The organism is Enterococcus sp. AZ095b (assembly GCF_051714725.1).
In the GTDB taxonomy this organism is placed as follows: Bacteria; Bacillota; Bacilli; order Lactobacillales; family Enterococcaceae; genus Enterococcus_B; species Enterococcus_B pernyi.
In genome coordinates this window covers 106,333-127,027 of the sequence record NZ_JBIOSL010000001.1, presented here as the reverse complement: position 1 = coordinate 127,027, position 20,695 = coordinate 106,333, and the positions used below count along the sequence as shown (strand labels likewise).

Genomic DNA, 20,695 nt, shown 5'->3' with positions numbered 1-20,695 from the left:
GAAACATACCCTCTACTCTCTTTAAATTTATTTATTTTCATATTTATTATATATTTTTCATCCTTAAAAAACAAACATTTCCTTGTTTTTCCTAATTAAAAAACATCCATAGTTTATTCGTTATGTATTAATGATTGATGGTGACAAAACTTTCACAGACCTACTTATTAAAAAAAACCGAGCCAGCCGAGAATAGGAGAATCCTATCTCGAACTGATTCGGTTTTATCATTTGTTGATTATGAACGTGAATCGGAAGTTACAGATACAACAGCCCATGGATTGACAGCATCATATGCCCAGTTCCAATCTTTGACGCGGTCGTTTACTGGTAATACTTCGTTACGGAACAATGTTGGAATAGCAAAAGCTTCTTCAAATGCGTATTCTTGCCATTTTTTGTAAGCTTCTTTTTGGTAATCTGCATCAAATGCTGCACTTGAATTGATATCATTGATCAATTTTGTGTTTTCTTCTGACTCAAAACGAGTGTAGTTGAACGCTGCATTTGCACCCCATAGTCCACTTGGATTTGGATCTGTTCCTGTACTCCAAGCTGCTTGGTAGATATCGATTTCTGGATCATCATTTTCCAAACGATCATAGAATGAGTTGAATTCGATCAGACGACCTGTTGTATATTGAACATCTAAACCAATCTCTTTCCATTGTTGTACGTAGTAATCTGCTAATGGTTGTGCTGTTTCGCCACCTGCCATTGACGCAAAGTTGATTGTCAACTTGTTACCATCTTTGTCTTCACGGATACCATCGCCATCAACATCTTTATATCCTGCATCATCCAATAATTTGTTGGCTTTATCAAGATCTTGAGTGAAGCCTTTTAGATCTGCATCGTGGAAACTTTCAAATACTGGTGGAATCAATGAAGTTGCATTGCTTCTTAAACCAGCATAGAAACGTTCACCTACTGCCGCATTGTCTAAAGCATAGCCCATTGCTTGACGTAATGCTTTGTCAGCCATTTTTGAGTTTGGATCATATTCTACACTTCCACTTTCAGCATCCCATTTACCTAGTTTGAAACCTAAGTAAGTGTATGAAGTTTGCTGACGTCCTAGATTCGTATAACCAGCGATATCTTTGTATGTGTCATACGTATCTGTTGGCATTTGGAAAATCATGTCATATAATTTTGAATTTAATGCTTCTGTTGCACTTGCTGTTGGTAATGATTTCATTGTGATTTTCTTCAATTGTGGTGTACCATTCCAGTAGTATTCATTTGGTAAGAATTCTACTGATTCACCAGCAACGATGTTACTCATATAGTAAGGACCAAATGTCACAGGGTTCTTACGAACTTGATCACTTGATTCCATGTCTTTGATAGCAATTCCTTCAAGTGTGTGTTTTGGTGCTGCATATGTCCAAATTCCACCACCTGCTTGAAGCATGCTTGGGTTCATTTCTTTATATTCGATTTTAACAGTTTTATCATCTACTTTTGTAATTCCAGAAATCGTATCTGCACTACCGCTGTTATATTCTTCCATACCAACGATGTTACGGAATGTATCATCGTAACGGATACCAGTGTATTCAGAGTTTCCGATGATTTCATAAGGGAAAATAACATCATCTGCTGTGACATTGACACCATCAGACCATTTTACGTTGTCTTTAAGTGTGATTGTTGCTGTTTTTGCATCTTCATCTAATTCTAATGAGGCTGCTCCATCGTTTGTAATCGTGAAGTTATCATCATTTGTAAACAATGGTTCATGTGAAGGCGCCATAAACGCTGCATCAAAGGCATCTTGGTAAAATTCCCATTGGAATAATCCTTTGAACTGACTATCTGTTGCTACTGCCACATCTAGCTGTCCATCTTCGATTGCTTCATCATTATTCGTTGTAGCTAATGGGAAAGTCAATTCACTTTTATCCCCATTATCTGCTGAATTATTACCTGACGAGCTAGTTCCGCCGCCATTTCCACACGCTGCTAATGCTCCCACAGATAGCAGTGTGACAAATCCAAAAATCGTTTTCTTCATATCCTATTTTCCCCCTTCACTTCTCTTATCCTAAACGTTGTCGCGCATCTGCAGAGCGCTTAAATGCTTGTCCAACGTAGTTTATACTCAACATCAACACTAAAATTAGAATTGACGCGGGTAACCAAATCCATTGTCGATTCACTAAAACTTCACCATTACTTGCATAACCGATCAATGTTCCTAAACTAGGTACATTAGCTGGCAATCCAAAGCCTAAGAAAGTCAAAGTGGTCTCGATCCCAATATTTGCCGCAAAGTTCATTGTTAAGTTGGTGATGATCAATGAACTAAGGTTTGGCATGATTTCACGGAACATGATTTTGAAATCACTTGTTCCCATCGTTTTTGAAGCACTGACATAATCACGTCTAGCTTCTGATAACGTCTTACTTCTGAATAATCGGGCTTTAGCAACCCAATAAAATGCACTCATGATAAAAATAAATGACCAAACGTTATAGCGCGAAATGATCGAAACAAACACGATAATGATCAACATGATCGGTAAAATCATAATAAAATCAACAATACGCATCAATACGTTATCAATGATCCCACCATAAAACCCTGAAAGAATTCCAAGTCCTACTCCGATGATCGACGTAATGATCGTAATCGCAAAACCGATCATCACAGAGTTTCTTGCTCCGATGATCAATTGACCGAAGACATCACGTCCACCTTCATCTGCTCCTAAAAGGAATTTTGATCCTTGAGAAGAGATGGCGCCAGGTTCAGCATACTTATCAAAAATACTAACAAACATTACTTTATCTTGGTCAATAAAGATCGCCCCGATAAAAATAACTAATAGTAAAACAACTAACAAAGCCAGTGAAAAAATGGCTACTTTATCTTTTTTGAATTCTCGTGCAATCATTCGTATACCCATTGGTGGGATACTTTCTTGCGCAACTTCTTTGTTTTTATCACTCATGATCGATTCTCCCTTCTGTTTGATTTTTTTATTGGATTCGTATACGCGGATCAACAATGCTCATGATAATATCTGACAGCAGTGTTCCGACGAGCGTTGCGATTCCTAAAATCAAGACTAAGGCTGTGATTACGGTATAATCACGTTGACCGATTGAGTCAATAAACAATTTTCCGACACCAGGATAACCAAAGATTTTTTCGATAACGACAGAACCAGCAATCAATGAAGTGATTTCATACCCCATTTGAGATGCCATCGGCAATGCTGCATTACGGAAAATGTGACGACTGAATACTTTGTTTGTCGGCACCCCTTTGGAACGAGCTGTACGTACAAAGTCTAAGGATTTCGAATCAATGACTTCACTTCGTAAATACTGGATCGTTACTGCTGTGGCTAAAAAGGCCTGTGTGATCGATGGTAATAAAATGTATTGCAATCGATCCATCCATTGAGCGAAAAATCCTCCCTGGAAACCTAAAGTCTGAGAACCACTTGTTGGGAACCAACCTAAACGATAGCCAAAAACAAACAACATGATCAATCCGAAAATGAATAATGGAACAGCAAAACTGAAGAAGTTATAAATAACAACAGCTTTGTCCAAAATCGAATTTTGGTATCGACCAGCTAACATACCTAGTGGTACAGCAATCAAGTACGTAATAATAACAGTTAAAATAGATAAATATAAAGTATTGACGATTCGTTCTCCAATCAAAGAGGAAACCGAACGCTTATACAAGAAACTTTGTCCAAAATCACCTTGTAAGGCATTTCCGACCCAACGGAAATATTGTTCATACCAAGGATCATTCAAGCCCGCTGCCTGACGCATCTGCTCGATCACAGCTGGATCTTGGTTTGGGTTGATCAATCCTGTAAACGGATCTCCAGGCATGGCTTGCGCTAGCATAAAGATCAACACACTAAGAATGATCACTTGTGGGATCATCAAAAGAACTCTTCGTAGAATCGTTTTCCACATTAGCTAGCACCTCCATCTTTCAACGCTACTTTGTGTGTAGTGGTTAGTGTACGTAAATCATACACTCGCCCTGCTGTATCGTAGTAATCTTTTTGATGTTCGATATACTCACGTTCAACATTTCGTCGGTTTTGTTTTTGTATTTCCCGATTGTCTACATCAATTCGTGGAATCGCAGATAGTAAGCGTTTTGTGTAGATGTGGCGCGGATCATTATAGATATCTTCTCGTGTACCGATTTCAACAAATCGACCTTTGTACATGATCGCGATGTTGTCACACATGTGTTTTACGACACCCAAGTCATGAGAGATGAATAAATAGCTCAAACCAAATTCTTGTTGGATGCGTTTCATAAAGTTCAATACTTGTGCCTGAACAGATAAGTCTAGGGCAGATACAGGTTCATCAGCAACAATCAATTTAGGATTCGTTGCTACTGCTCGGGCAACCCCTAAACGCTGTCTTTGTCCACCAGAAAATTCATGAGGATATTTGTATAACGCATCTTCTGGCATCCCAACGATGTCCAATAAGCCTTTGACTTTTTTCTTTTCTTCCTGATCGCTCAAGCGTTCAAAGTTACGGATCGGCTCAGCGATAATGTCCAGTACTCGTTTTTTAGGATTTAAACTAGACATTGAATCTTGAAAGATCATTTGGACGTCTTTGTTGTAGCCGATTTTTTTGCGGTTACTTCTTTTCGTGACGTCTTTTCCTTCATACATGATTTGGCCAGAAGTCACTTTTTCTAGGCCGACAACCGCTTTTCCGGTTGTGGACTTCCCAGAACCTGATTCTCCAACTAGTCCGTATGTTTTTCCTTTTTCAATAATAAAATCGACACCGTCTACTGCATAGACATGGTCTGTTACTCGGTTGAAAAACCCACTGCGAATAGGATAGTGAACTTTCAAATCTTTGATTGTAATTAATTCTGACATCTACACCTCTCCTTTTTCGTCTCTAAAGTGGAAATGTTTATAACATGAGCAACGTACCATATGATTCGGTGCGATTTCATGCAAGACTGGATTTTCTTCGTGAGCGCTTGCTGGGATCCAAGGAATCCGTGGCGCAAATCGGCAACCTGTTCGTGGCATATTTTTTAATGAAGGGACTACGCCTTCAATCACATGTAACTCTGCCTCGTGATTTCCTTCTTGTGGAATCGAATTTAGCAATGATTGTGTATATGGGTGTTTTGGATTTTCAAATAACTCTTTGACTCCTGCAACTTCAACAAATTGTCCACCATACATCACAGCAACACGATCCGCCATTTCAGCTACGACACCTAAATCATGTGTGATCAAGATGATCCCAGTTTTAGTTTCTTCTTGTAAATCTTTCAGTAAGTCAAGGATCTGTGCTTGGATCGTTACGTCCAAGGCAGTCGTTGGTTCATCCGCGATAATGATCGGTGGCTTACATGCAATCGCAATCGCGATGATCACCCGCTGTCTCATCCCACCTGACAACTCATGAGGATACTGACGTCCAACTCGTGCAGGATTCGGAATCCCTACTTGTTCTAGTAATTCTAATGCACGTGCTTGTCTTTGCTCAGCAGTCATTTTTGTATGGTAAGACAAACCTTCTTTGATTTGGTCTTCAATTCTCATCAAAGGGTTTAGTGCAGATAATGGATCTTGAAAAATCATCCCAATATCATTTCCGCGGATCTTGTTATACAATGTTTCATTTAATTCAATTAAATTTAAATCATTGTACATGATCTCCCCTGTGATCTTTGTATTGTTAGGATCTAATAATCCCATAATCGTTGTAGCTAACGTACTTTTCCCGCAACCAGACTCACCAACGATGGCTAAGATCTCGTTTTTATCTAAAGTAAAAGAAACGTCGTCTACTGCATCGTAGTATTCATCTTTTAGACGGAAGCCTGTGTGTAGGTTCTGAACATCTAATAATTGGTTATCTGACAATCGAATACCCCTCTCTGCTCCCTCGATGGAAGTTTTTAATAAAAAAAATAATCCTACACTGAATAACAACTTAGCAAAAAAAAATTAAATAAGTAGCATTCTAAGGAGTGTGTAATTAATTATTAATAATTATATAGAAAACCGTTTTATATTGCAAGATTATTTCACGCTGTTGCCAGAATTGTCTGAAAAATCTTACGTAGCTATGTCAGCTCCTAAAGAAGATTAAAAAAAAATGAGGTATGTGGCTAACCTTCTCTTTATCCTACTATTTTTATAAATTAAGAATCATTATAAAAATCTGCAAAAATCACTTTTTATATAAAAAACAGTTTTAACCTAAGAGGTGTCCTATTTTATAAAAGCATAATTATACAATACATACGAAATAGATATGTTGTGAAACTACCTCTTTCTATCGAATGTTGTGACATATTTCTTCTCTTTAAAAAAACTCTTTTATTTAAATAATTATGACTGAAAAAGCCAAGAAACCATGAAATAGCTAAACTATTTCTGACTTCTTGGCTTTGAGTTGAAATTGGCTTTTGCCAATTCATTCATCAGTTGATGTGTATTTATTCAATTTATTTCAAGTGTTTGCTGATATAATCCACGGCACCGCCGACTGTTTCGATTTGTTCAGCATCTTCATCAGAGATCTCTGTACCGAATTCATCTTCCAGTTCAAGAACAAATTCCATGATACTAATTGAATCAGCTTTCAGATCATCTTTAATGTTCAATTCATCTGTCACTTTGTCTGTATCCATTTCAAAGTGATTTGAAATGATTTTAGCTACCTTATTAAATACTTCTTCGCGCGTCAATTTTTTCACCCCCACAATTCTTAGAACTACTACGTTTTCTTCACCATAGCTAATTTTACTGACAATTTTTTGGAATGTCCACCCTTTTTTCTCCATCAGCTTGTCAATTCGTAGAAAATTTAGTCCTCTTTTTTCTCAAATTGCTCCACCAGTTGTCCTACAACATTGGTTTCAAGCATTGTATGGATTTGACGGATCGTATAGCGAACTGCATCTGGTCCAGTTGCACCATGCGTTTTGATAACTGGTGCTTTCAATCCAAATAAAACAGCTCCTCCATGTTTTGAATAGTCCATTTCAGATTTCAAAGAGCGCAAACCGTCTTTTAGCAGTAATGCACCCATTTTACCTTTGATGCCTTCATTCAAGATGGCAGATTTCAATAAGGTCATCATATTCATCGCTGTGCCTTCAATGGATTTCAACACTGCATTTCCGGTAAAACCATCGGTTACTACGACGTCTGCCACACCATTTAGTAAGTCACGCGCTTCCACATTGCCAATGAAGTTCAAGCTTGTTTCATTTTGCAAAAGTTCAAAGGCTTGTTTTGTCAATTCACTGCCCTTAGTCTCTTCCGTCCCATTATTGAGCAATGCGACACGAGGTCGTCCGATACCACGAACTTTTCTTGCATAAAATGACCCTAAAATACCATATTGTAAAAGATGCTCTGGTTTGTTTTCTGCATTTGCACCTAAATCTAGCATATCAAACCCTTCGCCTTCTTTGCCAATAACTGGCAATGTGGACATTAGTCCAGGGCGTTCGATGTTTTTGATGCGTCCAACAATAAACAAGCCAGCTGCTAGTAAGGCTCCTGTATTTCCTGCTGAAAAAATCGCATCTGCTTCCCCATTTTTAACTGCTTGGGCAGCTAAAACCATTGAAGCAGTTTTCTTGCGACGGATCGCTTTAACTGGTTCGTCATCACTATTGATTTTTTCGTCAGTATGGACGATTGTGATATTTTTTTCGTCTGTCAAATATTTTTTGATCTCTGATTCTTTACCGTAAAGAACAAATTCCAACTCAGGGAAATCTTTTTGTGCTAGAGCGATTCCTTCCACAATGGCTTGTGGTGCGTGATCTCCGCCCATTGCATCTACTGCAATTCTCATTATTATTTCCACTCCTTGTCATCATTTTGAAAGTATTGATAATCTGTTAATCAAAATAACGATTATCTTGTTCGCCTAATTGCAACTTGGCTGTTAATGGTTGATATTCAGGTAATAACTGCCAGTCTTTGATTTGCCAGATTGCCGCAGCTTCTTCACGGGCAACCTCTAAGACATTCCCATCTGTTACTAGATCTGCGATCGCAAATTCTGGCAAGCCGGATTGACGGAAGCCAAATACCTCTCCAGGCCCTCGTAATTCTAAATCCTTTTCACTCAAGATAAAGCCATTCGTGGTCTCTGTCATGATTTTCATTCGTTCGACACCCAGTTCATTTTTCGGATTTGCCACGAGGATACAATAAGAAGCCTCACTTCCTCGACCGACACGCCCACGCAACTGATGCAGCTGAGCTAATCCAAAACGATCCGCATCCATGATCAACATGACCGTTGCATTCGGCACATTGACACCGACCTCGATCACTGTGGTTGACACTAAGATCTGGAGTTGATTTTCTTTGAATGTTTCCATGATCTGATCTTTTTCTTGATTCTTCATTTTACCATGCAACAAGCCAACTTCATATTCTGGTGCAAATAACTCACGAAGTTTTTCGTAAATTTCCACTGCATTTTTCACATCTAACGCTTCGGACTCCTCAATCAATGGACAAATCACATACATTTGATGCCCTCTGCGCAATTCTTTATAGGTCCATTCTAGCACGCTATCTAATTGAGGTGTTCGGACCCATCTTGTTTCGATCGGAATCCGTCCAGCGGGAAGCTCGTCGATTACAGATACATCCATTTCGCCGTATGCTGTAATTGCTAAAGTTCGAGGGATAGGGGTGGCAGTCATAAACAACACATCTGGACGCCAACCCTTCTCACGCAATACTTTTCGTTGGTTCACGCCAAAACGATGTTGCTCATCGGTGATCACTAAACCCAGATTTTGGAATGCGACACCTTCTTGAATCAGTGCATGTGTTCCCACAACGATATCGATTTCCCCATTTTCTAACCGTTCTAATAGCTCGCGACGTTCTTTTGCTTTCGTTGATCCGGTCAATAACGCAACGGTCACTTCATTTGGGTCAAATAATTGGGATAAACTTTCCATATGTTGTTGCGCCAATATTTCTGTTGGGACCATCAACGCTCCTTGAAAGCCAGCAGTCACTGTCGCATATAAAGCAATCGCAGCAACAACGGTCTTTCCACTTCCCACATCCCCTTGCAACAAACGCTGCATATGGTGTGGATTACGGAGATCACGGCAAATTTCATTAGTGACACGTTTTTGTGCCGTCGTTAATTCAAACGGCAACTTTTTCGTAAATTGTTTTAATCGTTCCACATCATAAAGGATCTCTAAGCCATTCTTTTCAGACTTTTCGGCTTTTTTCAGTCCTTGTAACTGCATCTGGAAAAAAAAGAATTCTTCAAAAACAATCCGTCGTTTGGCTTGATGATTTTCCTCATGATTTTGCGGAAAATGCATACTTCTTACAGCAGTTGGACGATCAAGCAAACGGTATTTTTCAATTAAAGATAGTGGTAAATTTTCTTCAATCAAATCACCATACTCACTAAACCCTCGACGGATCAGATCGACCAGTGTCGTTTGGCGAATGGATTTGTTGACATGATAGATCGGAGAGAAATCATCTGGACTTTGCGAACCAAGGATCTTCATCCCATTTAGTGCTTTACGTTTCGCATCCCATTTCCCATAAACTGCGATTTCTTCAGATAAAATGACTTTATCTTTCAAATAGGGCTGATTGAAGAAAGAAACATTGAATACTTCATGTTCTTGCATCATTCGAAACTGCAGACGGCTTTTTTTGTAGCCAAAACGACTCATTACTGGCGGAGAGACAACTAACCCTTTTAATGTAACTTTTTCTTGGTCTTGGATTTCGTTTAGATTTCTTTCTTGGATATCTTCATAACGAAAAGGATAGTAAGTTAATAAGTCTTCGATTGTATGGATGCCTAGACTAGCCAAGCTATCCGCTCTTTTTTGACCAACACCTGCCAGCACTGTGACTGGATCAGCTAACGAACGCATAAGATTTCCCTCCTTTAACAAAAAAAGGAACTTGGTCAACGATTTGCAAATCGTTGACCGAAGATCCTTTCAAATGATTTTCTGCTTTATCTATCGGCTTCAGGCTGTATTATTCAGCAGAAAATAAATAAGGATAGACAGGTTGATCTCCTTGATGGATCTCGATTTCTAACTCAGGATATTTGTCGCTCAGTTGAGCCGCAAATGCTTGTGCTTGCTCTGCAGACCCGTCTTCTCCGGTTAATATCGTGACGATCTCAGTATCCTCGTTGATCATTTGCTCTAATGTAGCAAGTGATGTCGCTAAGATGTCTGGATTAGAGATCACGATTTTCCCATCGATCATCCCTAAGAAATCACCTTCTGTGATTTTCACTCCGTCGATCATCGTGTCGCGGATCGCATGTGTCACTTGACCACTGACAACACTTGAAAGCACATCTGTCATCGTTTCTTTATTTTCTTCTAACGTTGCTTGTTCATTGAAGGACAACATCGCTGTCAATCCTTGAGAGACTGTTTTTGATGGAACAACAGCAACTGGAAGTTCAGCCACTTCAGCCGCTTGATCAGCTGCCATAAAGATATTTTTGTTATTCGGTAAGATGATGACTTTATCTGCATTCACTTCATTGATCGCTTTCACGATATCTTCCGTACTTGGATTCATCGTCTGTCCACCACTGATCACGTAGTTTGCTCCTAGACTTTCAAATAACTCTTGCACACCTTTTCCGGCTGCGATGGCAACGATCCCGTAAGGTACACGAGGCTTCGTTTGTGCGACCGGCGCTGAAGGGGCTTGGTCATGTTCTAAGATCGTTTCATGTTGCAAACGCATGTTGTCCACTTTGACTTTCACTAGGGAACCAAATTTCTGTCCGTAATTCATGACTTCCCCAGGGTTTTCTGTATGAACGTGTACTTTGATGATTTCATCGTCATTGACCACTAACAGGGAATCCCCAAGGCCATCTAGATAGTTACGAAACTCTTCATAATCAAATGTACTATCTACAGTTGGACCTTCACCGATCTTCACCATGATTTCTGTACAGTAACCATAATGGATATCCTCAGTTGCTAACTGACCTTGCACACTACGATGATGCTCTGCATTTACCATATCGTCCATTTGAGCAGGAGATGGTTCATAGACCTCGTCTGCTTGGTATTCACCATTCAACGCAGTTAAAAAACCTTCGTATACGAATAATAGTCCTTGACCGCCACTATCAACAACGCCTACTTCTTTTAATACAGGCAATAAATCAGGTGTTTTTGCTAACGCACGTTTCCCACCTTTAACGACCGCAGTCATGACTTCGATCACATCATCTGTTGATTTTGCTTTTTTCTCACCAGCTTTGGCAGCTTCTCTTGCGACTGTCAGGATCGTTCCTTCGACAGGTTTCATTACTGCTTTATAAGCTGTTTCGACCCCATGAGTAAAAGCTGCAGCTAAATCTGTTGCTGTCAAAACAGTCACATCAGGGATTTGTTTTGAAAAACCACGGAACAACTGAGATAAAATAACCCCAGAGTTTCCTCTTGCCCCCATCAATAAACCTTTAGATAACAGCGCTGCTAATTCTCCTACCTTTTCAGAGGTAGAATCAACAACGGCTTTTGCACCACTTGTCATTGATAAATTCATATTGGTACCGGTATCTCCATCGGGAACCGGGAATACATTTAGGGAATTGACGTATTCTGCATTTTTTTGTAGCCGATTCGCACCGGACTGAACCATTTCCTGGAATTGGCTTGCACTAATTTCTGTTACACTCACCTAGATAATCCTCCTTCAGATCGACTGCTGAACAGTCAGCAAGTCTCCTGCCTAGTCTGGCAGTACACGAACACCTTGCACGAAGACATTTACTGAATTGGCTGTAACACCTAGTAAAGTCTCCAAGTTATATTTCACTTTTTCTTGGACATTACGAGAAACTTCTGAAATTTTTGTGCCATAACTAATGATTGTATAAACATCTACTGCGATCCCATTAGCTTCTTGGCGGACAACTACTCCTCTTGAGTAATTTTCTTTACGCAAAATTTCAGTGATATTATCTTTGATTTGATTCTTGCTAGCCATTCCTACAACACCAAATACATCTGTTGCGGCACCACCAACAACTGTTGCGATGACATCATTGGTAATTTCAATGGTTCCAGCTGACGTTTGAATTTTTACAGCCATGAATGAGCCTCCTTAACGGGTAAAATATTCCCATTTTTCTACTATCACATTTTATCATAGCGTCAACCGAAATAAAAGGTTGTTCCCTTAAAGTACTCAAAAACCATTGAAAAAAATTAGGAAAAGACTTTGTTCACGTTACAATTAATCACTGAAAATGTCAATCAATTCTATGAAAATATGCTTGCAAATTCCTACGCCATATGATATGTTATTCTGGTATGAGCTGAATTTACTATTGCTCCAAATCAAGGCAAAGGAGGAAATTTACATGGCAAAAGTTTGTTACTTTACAGGTCGCAAGACAAAAAGTGGAAACAACCGTTCACATGCGATGAACTCAACAAAACGTACAGTTAAACCTAACTTACAAAAAGTTCGCGTATTGATTGACGGCAAACCTAAAAAAGTTTGGGTGTCAACTCGTGCGTTGAAATCAGGAAAAGTTGAACGCGTATAATTGAATGAAATGATTTGAACCGTTCAACAAAATGAACGGTTTTTATTTTTTGCGAATCATTATCAAATGAGAGACATTTCCTCAACTACATGAAACTTAAGAAGAAAAAATAAAAAAGGCTTAAAACAATCAATCACCCAGATAATTGTTTTAAGTCTTCTTTTATGTGCCACTATCCCTCAGATAGTGATAGGTATATGTTTTTTTATAATTGTTACAAATAAAACATAACGTATTTGCAAACGCCTGTCAACACTTTATTTTAAAGTAGAAAGTGTTTTCTTATTTTGTGTTATTTTCTTAATGTAAATGTAATTTAAACTCACGAATGTTATTTAATTTCAAATGTAATTTTTTTATGAATTTGGTTGTATTTTCAGCAAGTAAAATCATGAATGTGATAAACTAATGATAACTTCAAATAGAAATTTGGTGACTGAATTGTAATGAAAACAACATTGAAAAAATTCTTAAAAGAAAACGGCCGCTATGCAGCTGCTAGCTTCTTTATCCCTTTGCTGATTCTTTTATTGGTTTATTTAAGTATCGGTATTTATCCAGGAAGTGATCGGAGCATCTTGGCTAGTGATGCTTTCTCACAATTTTCAAACTTTCATGCAAGCTTCCGTAATATGTTGTTAGGGAAACAAAGCATTTTTTACACGTGGAATGCCTCACTTGGCTTAAATTATCTATCATTGATTTCTTATTATTTAGGTGGACTTTTCACACCACTCGTTTTATTGTTCCCGAATCAATTGATGCCAGATGCCTTGTATCTCATCACCTTACTAAAGGTTGGTTCAGCAGGTTTATCCTTCTGGTTTCTAGCGCGTACCTATCGCATTCCACATTGGGGGCAAGTCGCATTAAGTGTCAGTTATGCGTCGATTTCATTTATCACTGCCCATTCAGAGATCATCATGTGGTTAGACACCTTCGTCTATCTTCCTCTGATCATTTTAGGTATCCATCGTGTGATGGACCAAAAGAAACCTATTTTATTGTTTGTTAGTTACTTGCTTTTGTTCTTATCCAGTTTTTATATGGGCTTCATGGTCGGGGTCTTCTCCTTTTTATACTTTGTTACACGACTACTGACGAATTGGCGGAGGTACAAAGGAACGATTTTACCTTATGGGATCACCTCTTTATTAGCAGGAGGTGCATCGATGGTGATCATCCTGCCTGCCATTCTCGATCTACGTGCCAATGGCGAAGCGTTGACGCAGATCACTTCATTGAAGACGGAAGCAACTTCTTATTTAGATTTATTGATGAAAAACATGGTGGGTGTTTATGACACGACGAAATATGGATCGATCCCATTTATCTATGCTGGGTTGTTTCCTTTAGCATTATGCCTCTTGTATTTTGTCAGTCGCAAATTCCCCTTGAAAAATAAGTTGTTGTTCGGTGGGCTATTCGCGATCTTGATTGCTAGCTTCTATTTCGTTCCTTTGAATTTATTCTGGCATGGGATGCACGCACCAAATATGTTCTTATTCCGTTATGCCTATCTCTTTTCATTTCTCGTACTCTTGTTAGCGGCTCATAGTTGGGAACAGCTACAGGAGAAGGATCAGAAGCGATTGCTAGGCGTCATCATTGTACTAGCGACTGCTTTTGCTACAGCATGGGGAATCAAACCAGATGGCAGTTACACGTATGTCACGCTCACATCCTTTGTTTTGACGTTAGTCTTTTTAGCGCTCTACGCATTGACGATTGGTTTATTCCAACAACACCCATTTGATCTGAAACGTTTGAGTATTCTTCTGTTACTATTGATGACAGCAGAAGCCGCAGTCAATACCAACAGTATGATCCATGGCATTCTCGATGATTGGAATTATGCCTCAAGAAGTTTGTATACCGAACCTTATCCTGAAATCAAAACGTTAGTTGATGCCTCGAAAAAGGATTCCGATACGTTTTATCGATTAGAAAACCTTGATCCTGTTTCACCGAATGATTCGATCAATTATGGTTATAGTGGAATCAGTATGTTCTCCTCAATCAGAAATCGTAACTCTTCCTCTTACTTGGATACTTTAGGCTTCCGTTCTAGAGGAACAAATTTGAACATTCGCTACAATAATAACACCTTGTTGATGGATGGATTTACGGGAATCAAATACAATATTGCTAAAAACGACAGTAGCTTTAATAAATACGGCTTCCAATCCGTCGAACAAACGGACAACTATACTTTGTACGAAAATAGTAATGCTGTGCCATTAGCCTTTAAAGCACCTTTGACGATCAATAAGATCGAACAGCCGATAGGTGATAATCTAACTAGTCAAACAAATTTGATGAATGCTCTTTCTGGGTTGAATCAATCATTCTTTACGTTTTACAAACCAACCCTAAAAAGTCAACAGAACACGAAGATCACAACAACGACAAATGGGGTCACTTATAGTGAAACAGCGAATAATCAACCAAAAGAATTGACTTGGGAAGTCCAAGTACCTGCGAATACCCAAGCATATCTCAGCCTGTTTCCAACGAATTTCGCACAGTTAGAAAGCTCTACAGCAACTATTACCGTCAATGGCGTATCTAGAAAATCTCAAATTAACATTACTGGCCAATATTATGATTTAGGTTATTACCCACAAGACACAACAGTTACCTTCACTGCAAGCTTCTATGGGACCAAAGAAGTCAGCTTTATGGAACCACAAGTGGTCGGACTTGATGTCGTAGCGTATCAAGCCGCAATCAACCAAATCAGAAATAACGGTGTAGAGATGACTACTACCGGTCGAACAGCTACAGGAAAAGTAACCGCGACTGAAAAAACGATGATAGCCACGACTATCCCTTATGATGGTGGTTGGACCGCTAAAATCGATGGCGAAAAAGTTCCTGTGAAGAAATTCCAAGATGCCTTTTTGATGGTGGAAGTTCCTGAAGGTGAACATACGATTACTTTTAGTTACATGCCAAAAGGATTCATTCCTGGCTTACTTCTCTTTATTGGATGTATTGCCTTGTTTATCTTGTATCTATGGTACCTTCGTAAACGTCAGCCGTTTCGCGGCGTTATTGATCCTATAAACGAAAACGATGATCACCGTCCAAGACGTGAACGTCGTCGCGTAAGATAAAAAAAGCGTTTCGGTGATTGCCGAAACGCTTTTTTCTTGTATGCTATTCATATTTTACTTCGTATAGGTATAACCCTTCCGGATGAGCAGTCGGACCTGCTGCATTGCGGTCTTTTTTTGCAATGATTTCCGGCAGACAATCTTCTGGCAAACGATCGTTGCCTATTTTTAACAACGTTCCAACTAAAATGCGAATCATTTTATAAAGGAAGCCATCACCACGAAACGTAAACGTCAACTCATCGCCTGCTTCATTGACCTGTAAACTGGCTTCATAGATAGTCCGTACTTTATCTTCAATAGAACTTCCAGAAGCACAAAACGAAGTGAAATCATGCGTACCAAGTAAATCAGGCAATGCTCGTTCAATCTTTGCTACATCTATTGGATAAGGAAAATAGCTTGCATAATGTCTACGGAAGGGACTACGTGGTTTTCCGATATCTACTTTGAATTGATAGGTTTTTTCTTTCACTAGATAGCGTGCGTGAAAAGTTTCTGGCACAATCTCCACACTTTTTACAGCAATATCTTCTGGCGACTGCGTATCTAACCCAAAACGCATACGTTCCAAAGGTCGCTCTTCTGGATAATCAAAGTGGATGACTTGACCGATTGCATGAACCCCTGCATCTGTCCGTCCAGATCCAAAAATCGTGATTTCTTTTCCATTTGCCATCTTCTTTAAGGTTTTTTCCAGTTCTTCTTGGACCGTTCGTCCGTTAGGTTGTTTCTGAAAACCATTGAACTGGGTACCATCATAGGCAATGATTGCTTTATAGCGTACCATTCATCTTCCCCTGTTCTCATTCATCTTTGATAAGTTTAGCTACGGATAAACACCAGTACGATGGTCATAAGCCCAAAAGCAACCATAACAATAGTATCTTGTAAGTGCCAGTGAAGGATACGGTATTTTGTCCGACCTTCCCCACCTTGGTAGCCTCTTGCTTCCATCGCTGTAGCTAGATCTTCCGCACGATTGAAACTGCTGACAAATAGCGGAATCAGTAAAGGAATCACCGCTTTCATTTTTTGCACTAGACTTCCTTCGCCAAAGTCAACACCACGCGCGCGCTGTGCATTCATGATTTTTTCGGTTTCGTCCATCAATGTCGGCACAAAACGTAAAGCGATCGAAAGCATCAACGATACTTCATGTACTGGAAAGCGAACAACTTTCAATGGTCGTAACAAATATTCGATCGCATCGGATAATTCTAAAGGCGGCGTTGTCAGTGTCAATAAAGTGGACATAAAGATGATCAAAACAAACCGACAAAAAATAAATAGTCCGTTCATGACACCAAATTGAGTGATATTGAAAATCCCCCAACTCCAATACGTTTCTCCACCACTTGTAAACAGTACTTGTAAGCCTACAGTGAATAGGATCAACCAGATCAATGGACGGATACCTCGAATAAAGAATTTGATATCTACTTTTGACAAGAAAACAGCAAATAAGGTAAACGCCGCTAATAAGGCATATGTCTGCCAGTTATTGGCTAAGAAGATAATGCCGATAAAATAGAAACTTGCCAATAACTTTGCACGTGGATCTAACCGATGGATAAATGAGTCTCCAGGCATATAACGACCAAAAATCAATTTATTCATCATGAGCAGTACCTCCCACCAGTTTGACCAATTGGTCCGCTAATGCGTCTGCAGTAATCGGCAATTCATCAAAATGGATGCCTTTTACACGTAGTTCCTCTGCAAACTCAGTGGCTGTTGGTACCCCTAACTGCCGTTCTTTTAACCATTCAAGATGTTGGAAGACTTCTTTTGGTTCTCCGCACTTAACAATGCGACCTTTCTCCAATACATAAACAAAATCGGCATAGTTTGCCACATCATCCATCAAATGGGTGACTAATACAATCGTGATTTGCTGTTCTTTATGCAAACGCCAGAACATATCCATCATTTCTTTTCTTCCTTGTGGATCTAACCCAGCTGTTGGCTCATCTAAGACGAGAACTTCGGGTTTCATAGCTAGAACACCGGCAATCGCTACACGTCGCATTTGACCACCTGACAGCTCGAAAGGCGAGCGTTCTAAATACGTCTCATCTAAGCCGACTTGTTCTAAGGTTTCCTTTGCCAGTAGAGTCGCCTCTTCCTCACTTACACCAAAGTTTTTTGGGCCAAACGCAATATCTCTTGCGACCGTTTCTTCAAACAACTGTGCCTCTGGAAATTGAAAAACAATACCGACTTTTTTTCGAATCGGTTTCAAATTTTTATTATCTGTATCGGGTTTGATCTGACGATCGCCGATTTGGACGGTTCCTTCCGTCGGTTTGATCAACGCATTCAAATGCTGAAGCAAGGTGGATTTCCCACTTCCAGTATGACCCACTAATGCAGTGTAGCTGTTTTCTTTGATCAACAAGTCAATATCAAATAAAGCTCGTTGCTCGAATGGTGTGTTCGGTTGGTACGTAAAGTTTACTTTTTCAAAACGGATGTCCATAACCAATCCACCATCCTTTCTTCTGTCATGTATTCTTTAGGCACTTCAATGCCACGTTCTTTCAAGGCACTTTTTAGTTTTTCAGGAAAAGGCAAATCTAACCCTAGATTGATTAGTTCAGGTCCGGCAGAGAAAATCTCCTTCGGTGTTCCTTCATTCACTAGTTCGCCTTCTTTCATCACGAAAATACGATTTGCATTAGCTGCTTCATCAATATCATGCGTGATTGAAATAACGGTCAGTTGACTTTCCTCTTTGATTTCTTTGATCGTTGTGATGACTTCTTCACGACCTTCAGGATCTAACATACTTGTTGCTTCATCCAAGATGATGATTTCTGGTCGGAGGGCTACAACACCGGCAATCGCCACACGTTGTTTCTGTCCACCGGAAAGACGAACCGGTTCTCTTGTCGCAAAATCAGACATTCGAACTTTTTCAAGAGCATCTTTCACTCGAACGATCATTTCTTCTCGAGGAATTCCTTGATTCTCTAAACCAAAGGCCACATCATCCTCTACTGTTGATCCAACAAATTGATTGTCCGGATTTTGAAAGACCATGCCGACTTTTTGGCGGATCGTCCATATATTCTCTTCATTTAGTATTTGATTACCAACTTTGACCGTCCCAGACTCAGGAAGGAGTAAGCCATTGATCGTTTTTGCAAGCGTTGATTTACCAGAACCATTGTGCCCGATAATCGCGATCCATTCTCCTTTATTGATCGTGAAAGAAACATCTTTCAATGCTGGTCGTAAATCTTCTGGTTGGTATTTGTAATTAATCTTTCCTAATTCAATAATCGGCTCCATAAGTACTCCCTCTTCATCCTAAAGTTCCTATTAACCCTATCAAAAAACTGCTTAGTTTTCAATCATTTCTGATTTTTAAAATGTTTTTTTATACCTTCAAGACTGTCTTGACAGTTAATTGAAGGTACAAAAAAACACTTTATGATGAGTGCATACTCCCCAAACGAATCGCTTGGGGAGCAGCGCTGAGCTAGACTCGGAATAAGTAACTTCCAACATCATAACACTCTAAAAGAATCATCCATAAAGTGATGTTATTAGTGTGATTTTAGACAAGTTCTAAGACAACCATTGGTGCTCCGTCTCCGCGTCTTGGTTCTGTCTTCAAGATACGAGTGTAGCCACCTTGACGTTCAGCATAACGAGGTGCAATATCGTTGAATAACTTTTGTAAAGCTGATTCGATAACGATTTCCTCATTTTCTTCACGCACGCTAGCAACTTCATTACGTACGAAAGCCGCAGCTTGACGACGTGCATGTAAGTCTCCGCGTTTGCCTAAAGTGATCATTTTTTCAGCAGTTGAGCGAACTTCTTTCGCACGAGCTTCTGTAGTCACAATACGTTCATTAATTAATAAGTCAGTTGTTAAATCACGCAACATCGCTTTACGTTGGCTAGATGTGCGTCCTAGTTTACGATAACTCACGTTGGTTTCCCTCCTTCGTAAAAGGTTTAATCTTCTTTACGTAAACCTAAACCTAAGTCATGCAATTTTGCTTTAACTTCTTCCAATGATTTACGTCCTAAGTTACGGACTTTGATCATTTCTGGCTCAGATTTATTCGTAAGTTCTTGTACAGTATTGATTCCTGCACGTTTTAAGCAATTATAAGAGCGAACAGATAAGTCTAATTCTTCAATCGTCATTTCTAACATTTTTTCTTTTTGTGTTTCTTCTTTTTCGACCATGATTTCAGCGTTTTTCGCTTCATCAGTTAGGTTGACAAAGATGTCTAAATGTTCAGTCATGATTTTTGCAGATAAACTCATTGCTTCCAATGGTTCGATTGAACCATCTGTCCAGATCTCCATTGTCAATTTATCAAAATCTTCACGATGTCCAACACGTGTGTTTTCTACTTGGTAGTTGACACGACGTACAGGCGTGTAGATTGAATCGACTGGAAGAACACCAATTGGCATATCTTCTTTTTTGTTTTCATCTGCTTGAACATAACCACGTCCTGGTTTCACCGTTAGGCGAGCATGGAACGTAGCACCTTCAGATACACTGCAGATGTACATATCTTTGTTAAGAATTTCTACCTCACTATCAACGATAATATCGCCAGCAGTTACTGTAGCAGGTCCGGTAATATCGATCTCAAGGGTTTTTTCTTCTTGACCATACATTTTCAGTGCTAAACCTTTAATGTTCAAGATGATTTGAGTGACGTCTTCTCTAACACCTTTGATGGTAGAGAATTCATGCAGTACACCATCGATTTGAATATTAGTGATGGCAGCACCTGGCAAAGAAGATAATAAAATACGACGTAGGGAATTCCCTAAAGTAGTCCCATACCCTCTTTCAAGAGGTTCAACGATGAACTTGCCATAATCTTTTTCTTCATCAATTTTTGCGATTCTTGGTTTTTCGAACTCAATCATTCTTATCTTTACCCCTTTCAAAACGAAAAGTGTCTTGTTCAATGACGTTACTAATAGAACTCAAA

Annotated in this window: 18 protein-coding genes; 2 read left to right on the top strand and 16 right to left on the bottom strand. The window is 39.3% G+C overall.

The window, feature by feature from the left end; translation table 11 throughout:
- Positions 1 to 238: 238 nt before the first annotated feature.
- The 10 genes from IGJ99_RS00640 to IGJ99_RS00595 all read right to left on the bottom strand — a co-directional run bounded on the left by IGJ99_RS00640 (position 239) and on the right by IGJ99_RS00595 (position 12,140).
- The gene (locus IGJ99_RS00640; RefSeq protein WP_375152623.1) at positions 239 to 2,020 is read right to left on the bottom strand and encodes an oligopeptide ABC transporter substrate-binding protein; all 1,782 of its coding nucleotides are present in this window, start codon (positions 2,018 to 2,020) and stop codon (positions 239 to 241) included.
- A 25-nt stretch (positions 2,021 to 2,045) separates the two neighbouring features.
- Positions 2,046 to 2,960, bottom strand: a complete 915-nt coding sequence (locus IGJ99_RS00635; protein WP_010734434.1) for an ABC transporter permease — start codon at positions 2,958 to 2,960, stop codon at positions 2,046 to 2,048.
- Positions 2,961 to 2,988: 28 nt separating this feature from the next.
- A complete protein-coding gene (gene opp4B / locus IGJ99_RS00630; protein ID WP_010734435.1) occupies positions 2,989 to 3,951 on the bottom strand; it encodes an oligopeptide ABC transporter permease in 963 nt (320 codons plus the stop codon).
- The gene (locus tag IGJ99_RS00625; RefSeq protein WP_010734436.1) at positions 3,951 to 4,895 is read right to left on the bottom strand and encodes an ABC transporter ATP-binding protein; all 945 of its coding nucleotides are present in this window, start codon (positions 4,893 to 4,895) and stop codon (positions 3,951 to 3,953) included. Before IGJ99_RS00625 ends, opp4B begins: the two co-directional genes overlap by 1 nt.
- Positions 4,896 to 5,900, bottom strand: a complete 1,005-nt coding sequence (locus IGJ99_RS00620; RefSeq protein ID WP_010734437.1) for an ABC transporter ATP-binding protein — start codon at positions 5,898 to 5,900, stop codon at positions 4,896 to 4,898.
- A gap of 587 nt (positions 5,901 to 6,487) precedes the next feature.
- Positions 6,488 to 6,730: an acyl carrier protein gene (gene acpP, locus IGJ99_RS00615; protein ID WP_023518907.1), complete on the bottom strand. Its 243-nt coding sequence runs from the start codon at positions 6,728 to 6,730 to the stop codon at positions 6,488 to 6,490.
- Between the two features lie 119 nt (positions 6,731 to 6,849).
- Positions 6,850 to 7,851, bottom strand: a complete 1,002-nt coding sequence (gene plsX / locus IGJ99_RS00610; protein ID WP_010734439.1) for a phosphate acyltransferase PlsX — start codon at positions 7,849 to 7,851, stop codon at positions 6,850 to 6,852.
- Positions 7,852 to 7,897: 46 nt separating this feature from the next.
- Positions 7,898 to 9,934, bottom strand: a complete 2,037-nt coding sequence (gene recG / locus IGJ99_RS00605; protein WP_019722580.1) for an ATP-dependent DNA helicase RecG — start codon at positions 9,932 to 9,934, stop codon at positions 7,898 to 7,900.
- A gap of 109 nt (positions 9,935 to 10,043) precedes the next feature.
- Complete coding sequence (locus IGJ99_RS00600) at positions 10,044 to 11,726, bottom strand: DAK2 domain-containing protein (protein WP_062805886.1); 1,683 nt, start codon at positions 11,724 to 11,726, stop codon at positions 10,044 to 10,046.
- Between the two features lie 51 nt (positions 11,727 to 11,777).
- Positions 11,778 to 12,140, bottom strand: a complete 363-nt coding sequence (locus tag IGJ99_RS00595) for an Asp23/Gls24 family envelope stress response protein (protein ID WP_010720424.1) — start codon at positions 12,138 to 12,140, stop codon at positions 11,778 to 11,780.
- 271 nt (positions 12,141 to 12,411) lie between these two features.
- On the opposite strand from IGJ99_RS00595, the gene rpmB reads away from it, so the two are divergent.
- Together rpmB and IGJ99_RS00585 are read left to right on the top strand one after the other, a co-directional pair.
- Positions 12,412 to 12,600 carry a 50S ribosomal protein L28 gene (gene rpmB, locus IGJ99_RS00590; protein WP_010734442.1) on the top strand — a complete coding sequence of 63 codons (189 nt, stop codon included), beginning with the start codon at positions 12,412 to 12,414 and terminating at the stop codon, positions 12,598 to 12,600.
- Between the two features lie 446 nt (positions 12,601 to 13,046).
- The gene (locus IGJ99_RS00585) at positions 13,047 to 15,719 is read left to right on the top strand and encodes a YfhO family protein (protein ID WP_137071905.1); all 2,673 of its coding nucleotides are present in this window, start codon (positions 13,047 to 13,049) and stop codon (positions 15,717 to 15,719) included.
- A 43-nt stretch (positions 15,720 to 15,762) separates the two neighbouring features.
- Here IGJ99_RS00585 and truA read toward each other — a convergent pair whose 3' ends face one another.
- The 6 genes from truA to IGJ99_RS00555 form a co-directional block, all read right to left on the bottom strand.
- Entirely contained in the window at positions 15,763 to 16,509 is a 747-nt protein-coding gene (gene truA, locus IGJ99_RS00580) for a tRNA pseudouridine(38-40) synthase TruA (protein WP_010734445.1), read from the bottom strand.
- Between the two features lie 35 nt (positions 16,510 to 16,544).
- Positions 16,545 to 17,342, bottom strand: coding sequence for an energy-coupling factor transporter transmembrane component T family protein (locus IGJ99_RS00575; RefSeq protein ID WP_010734446.1), 798 nt, complete (start codon positions 17,340 to 17,342; stop codon positions 16,545 to 16,547).
- On the bottom strand, positions 17,332 to 18,201 hold the full coding sequence (locus tag IGJ99_RS00570; RefSeq protein WP_010734447.1) for an energy-coupling factor ABC transporter ATP-binding protein: 870 nt from the start codon (positions 18,199 to 18,201) through the stop codon (positions 17,332 to 17,334). The genes IGJ99_RS00575 and IGJ99_RS00570 overlap by 11 nt, the downstream gene beginning before the upstream one ends.
- Entirely contained in the window at positions 18,177 to 19,016 is an 840-nt protein-coding gene (locus tag IGJ99_RS00565; protein WP_010734448.1) for an energy-coupling factor ABC transporter ATP-binding protein, read from the bottom strand. The genes IGJ99_RS00570 and IGJ99_RS00565 overlap by 25 nt, the downstream gene beginning before the upstream one ends.
- Before the next feature lie 268 nt (positions 19,017 to 19,284).
- Complete coding sequence (gene rplQ, locus IGJ99_RS00560; RefSeq protein WP_010734449.1) at positions 19,285 to 19,665, bottom strand: 50S ribosomal protein L17; 381 nt, start codon at positions 19,663 to 19,665, stop codon at positions 19,285 to 19,287.
- Positions 19,666 to 19,691: 26 nt separating this feature from the next.
- Complete coding sequence (locus tag IGJ99_RS00555; RefSeq protein WP_005880735.1) at positions 19,692 to 20,630, bottom strand: DNA-directed RNA polymerase subunit alpha; 939 nt, start codon at positions 20,628 to 20,630, stop codon at positions 19,692 to 19,694.
- Positions 20,631 to 20,695 lie beyond the last annotated feature (65 nt).